The following is a 3,765-nucleotide window of genomic DNA, read 5'->3' on the forward strand; positions in this document are numbered from 1 at the left end:
GTACGACTCCTGAGTCAGCGCCCGGTTGATCCGCGCGACCAACTGGCAGAACTTGTCGTAACTACCACCGGCGAAAAGCCTTTGCACACGGGCAAATTGCGGCGTGCCGGGGTAGGCCCAGTACGGCTCCAAGGAGCTCAACTGGTTGAGCAGCTCCTGGCAGGAGGCGATGCACTTTTCCTTCAGGACGCCTGCGGTGTCCGGGCGCGTCAGCCGATCGGCGGCCTCCTCCAATCGGCACCAGGAGTCGCTACGGACCTGCCAAAGACTGTTGTAAGCGCGCAAGTGTTCTGTCATAACGACCCTTTCAGCGGTACGTGCTGTCAAGGCTCGCAGACCCAGCCCGCCCGCTGGTGACCAGCAAACAAACAATGAGCGTCCGTCGCGTAATGCTGACACTCGCGAGCGCTGCCCGGTGGAGCTGACGTCCGGTTATGGTTTTCGACGTGGGAGCTTTCCCGCCCGGAAGCGATTGCGTTTCTTCAACAGCGCACAACGCAACTGCAGAGGAGTTGACGACGGTGGAGGTGTGGGAACTGCTCGCCCGCGAACACATTCGTGACACTCTCGCCCGGTATAACTGGGCCGGCGATGCCGCGCGGCTGAACGACTTGGCCGACACTTTCTGCGTCGATGGCGTCCTGGAGATCCGCGGGTCCGAGCCGCTACGAGGACGATCCGAGATCGTGGCGTTCCTCGGCGGTGCGACCGGCAATATCGCCGTCAGCGCCGGGGTCAAACCGATCGTTCGGCACAACGTCGCCAACGTGCTCTTCAATGAGGTAACGCGCGACGAGGCTCAGGTGTCCTGTTACTTCACTGTCGTCACCCACATCGGCCTCGACCACTTCGGTCGCTACCGCGACATCCTGATTCCCGACGGCGACACCTGGCGAATCAAACATCGGAAAGTGTCTACGGATTGGGCGGCTCCGGATTCGGCCATGGCGCGTGACGTTCCAGGTTAACTCGGCGTTTCTTCACCAGCACATGATGCTGCCGTCATCCCGATCGTCCGGCACAACGTCGCCGACCTGTTCTTCGACGACGTCACGCGCGACCACATGCAGGTGTCGTCTCGTCAGCGGGACACCCTCACACCCGACGGGGGCAGTTGGCGAATCAGACATCGGAAGGTCTCCATCGGCTTGGTGGCTCCGGACTCGTCGGTGGCGCGGCCGTCACACCGAGTTGACGGTGCCCGAAGTCGCGGCGCAGGCTCGCCCCGAGCTCGTGCAGCAGAGCATCGAGGCGGGGCGAGCCAGACCAGTCATGCTGGAAGGTGCTCACAGCCGGTCCATTTCGCGGGCCATGCGCGCCCCCTCCAGGTAACCGGTGTCCTTCGGATAATGCCGGCGCGGTGGCGGCGGGCGCAGCGAGCCCGCAGCAACACGAATCGCGTCGATCAACCGGTGGGGGTCGGACGCCCTGCGTACCAACAGGGCTACCCGGGTGCTGAACAGCACCTCCTGCTCGGTGATCAGAACGGGCTCAGGAGTCGTCCCGTCCTTTACTGACGTCGGTTCAACTTCATGGACGGCTTCGCGAGCTAACGCGGATGCCGTTGTTGATTGCGACATTTCGCCTCCTTGACTACTTGCGTGCCCCTTGGCGGACAAGCTCGGATAAACATCGAGTGTTCTCCGACGACAAGTCGGCGGCCAGAAAGCACGCACCACACCTGTGGTGGTGCCTACACCCCGGGCGTTTGCACCCGCCCGGCCTATCCGGGTGCGATAGTTGATCGAATTGCGATCTTCCACAACGGCTTCGAAGCGATCGACCACTCACCGCGCGGCCATCAGGGTCTAGGTCGCGAAATTAAGTAGCCGAGTACTGTAGCGGCCCGCCGCAAATGCGCGAATAGTTGGACAATCAAGATCGACACCTTCATGCGCCGATATCGATTGATTACCGTAGAGATCGAGAAAGGACGACATCACGGTGAGTGATCCAATTTCGGTCGTCATCGCCGAAGACAGCCTGTTGGTGCGAGACAGCGTCCACCGGGCGCTATCCACCGACGCGGATGTGAACGTCGTTGGCATCGCTGAGGATTATGACTCCGCCGTAGAACTCATCGAAAAGCATCATCCGACGCTGCTGTTCACCGATGTGCGGATGCCACCGACCTCGACGGACGAGGGCATTCGCTTGGCCCGGTGGATGCGGACCGCGCATCCGGACATCGGGGTGATCGTCTTGTCGCAATACGCGGATCCCCACTACGTCAAGGGCTTGCTGGACGGCGGGACCGCGGCCCGCGGCTATCTGCTGAAGGAACGCGTTTCACACTTCGACCAGCTCAGCGAGGCGGTGCACCAGGTCGCCGCCGGCGGGACGGTGCTGGATCCCCTCGTTGTCGAGGCGCTGCTGGCTCAGCCGAGCTCTGCCGAGACGCTCAGCCGGTTGACACCCAGAGAACGCGAGGTGCTCGCCGAACTGGCGACCGGGCTCAGCAACCGCACGGTGGCCCAACGGCTTGTGCTGACTCAGCGGGCGGTGGAAAAGCACATCAATTCCATCTTTGCCAAGCTCGCCTTGACCGTCGACGACTCCGTCGACCGCCGGGTCAAGGCTGTGCTGATGTTCCTCAACAACGACGGCTCCGCGTGAAAGGAGTGGTGTGTACACCATCGTGCGGCACACACGCGTGCCGCATCATCCGAAGGTGGTGGACGAGAAGGTGCGGGTCTGGGTGGTCGACGACCAGGCCAGTTTCCGGCGCGCGACGGCCGCCGCCGTGGCGGCCACCGAAGATTTCACCATGGCCGGCAATTGCGAAACCGGGGAATCTGCAATCGAACTCATTCCGGACGGCAGTGCCGGGATCGTGCTGATGGACATCCACATGCCGGGAATGGGTGGTATCGAAGCCACCCGCCGACTCCGCGCCGCACATCCAGCACTGATCGTCCTGTTGACGTCGACGTATGACGTCGAGGACCTTCCCCCGGAAGTCGCGGATTGCGGCGCCGCGGCCTACTTACCCAAAGAAAATCTGACTCCCGAGCTGCTGACGCGATTATGGCAAGCAAGCCAGTAAACCCCGCAACGACAGTCGAATCGGTGCCCTATTGGCGGGTGCCGACGGTCCTCTTGGAGGCGGCGGTCCGGTCGTCGTCGCTGCTGGGCCACGACCTCGTCAACCGGTTCACTGTGGAACGCTTTCAGCTGTTTCTCGCTGGTTACTTCGCGATGTACTTCGGTGCCGGAGTGGTGCTGTCCCTGTGGCAATACGTGGCTTTTCTGCGATCCGCCTGGTTTCTGGCCATAGCCGCGATATGCACCGCGCAATGCCTCGCGTTGGCGGTCGCGCTGGCCTTGGCGCGCCGCGGGAGATATCCGCAATCCATCACCGTGGCCTGTATCAGCAACTGGGTCGCCGTTCTGCTCATCACGTCCGTCGCACCGAACCTGCTACCGGCGATGGTGCTCGCTGCCCTGGTACCGGTCGTATTCGCCCAGCCCTACATCCGCTGGCAGCGAGGGCTGGTTTTCGCCGTGATCACTGCCGGCTGCGTACTGGCTCTGGCTTCGGTGGCTCGTTTTGAGCATTTCGCGCACTTCGCCACGCCGCCGCCGCGTTGGATCGAGCACGCATTCATCATCATCGCGTTGCCGGTGAATGCCTTTCACATCCTGGTGATCGCGTGGAACAACGCCGGCGCGCTGGCCGTGTCGGAGCAGATGCTTGCCGAGCGCGCCGCTGAAGTGGAGGCCTCGCGCGGCCGGCTTGTCACGGCCGCCGACGAGGAACGGCGC

5 protein-coding genes and 2 pseudogenes are annotated in these 3,765 nt (G+C 62.8%); 4 read left to right on the forward strand and 3 right to left on the reverse strand.

What is annotated here, in order from left to right; all coding sequences use genetic code 11:
• A pseudogene (locus tag WAN02_RS12605) lies at positions 1 to 297 on the reverse strand (ornithine decarboxylase); the annotation flags it as partial.
• 224 nt (positions 298 to 521) lie between these two features.
• Here WAN02_RS12605 and WAN02_RS12610 point away from each other — a divergent pair.
• Entirely contained in the window at positions 522 to 968 is a 447-nt protein-coding gene (locus WAN02_RS12610) for a nuclear transport factor 2 family protein (RefSeq protein ID WP_422264513.1), read from the forward strand.
• A gap of 12 nt (positions 969 to 980) precedes the next feature.
• Here the strand turns inward: WAN02_RS12610 and WAN02_RS12615 are convergent, their stop codons facing one another.
• Together WAN02_RS12615 and WAN02_RS12620 are read right to left on the reverse strand one after the other, a co-directional pair.
• A complete protein-coding gene (locus tag WAN02_RS12615; protein ID WP_422264508.1) occupies positions 981 to 1,130 on the reverse strand; it encodes a hypothetical protein in 150 nt (49 codons plus the stop codon).
• Positions 1,131 to 1,286: 156 nt separating this feature from the next.
• Positions 1,287 to 1,580, reverse strand: a complete 294-nt coding sequence (locus tag WAN02_RS12620) for a hypothetical protein (protein ID WP_422264509.1) — start codon at positions 1,578 to 1,580, stop codon at positions 1,287 to 1,289.
• A 364-nt stretch (positions 1,581 to 1,944) separates the two neighbouring features.
• On the opposite strand from WAN02_RS12620, the gene WAN02_RS12625 reads away from it, so the two are divergent.
• The 3 genes and pseudogenes from WAN02_RS12625 to WAN02_RS12635 form a co-directional block, all read left to right on the forward strand.
• The gene (locus WAN02_RS12625) at positions 1,945 to 2,616 is read left to right on the forward strand and encodes a response regulator (protein WP_422264511.1); all 672 of its coding nucleotides are present in this window, start codon (positions 1,945 to 1,947) and stop codon (positions 2,614 to 2,616) included.
• A gap of 10 nt (positions 2,617 to 2,626) precedes the next feature.
• Positions 2,627 to 3,046: a response regulator gene (locus tag WAN02_RS12630; protein ID WP_422264512.1), complete on the forward strand. Its 420-nt coding sequence runs from the start codon at positions 2,627 to 2,629 to the stop codon at positions 3,044 to 3,046.
• 23 nt (positions 3,047 to 3,069) lie between these two features.
• Positions 3,070 to 3,765 (forward strand): annotated as a pseudogene (locus WAN02_RS12635) (sensor histidine kinase); the annotation flags it as partial.

The organism is Mycobacterium sp. (genome assembly GCF_049281135.1).
Lineage (GTDB): Bacteria > Actinomycetota > Actinomycetes > Mycobacteriales > Mycobacteriaceae > Mycobacterium.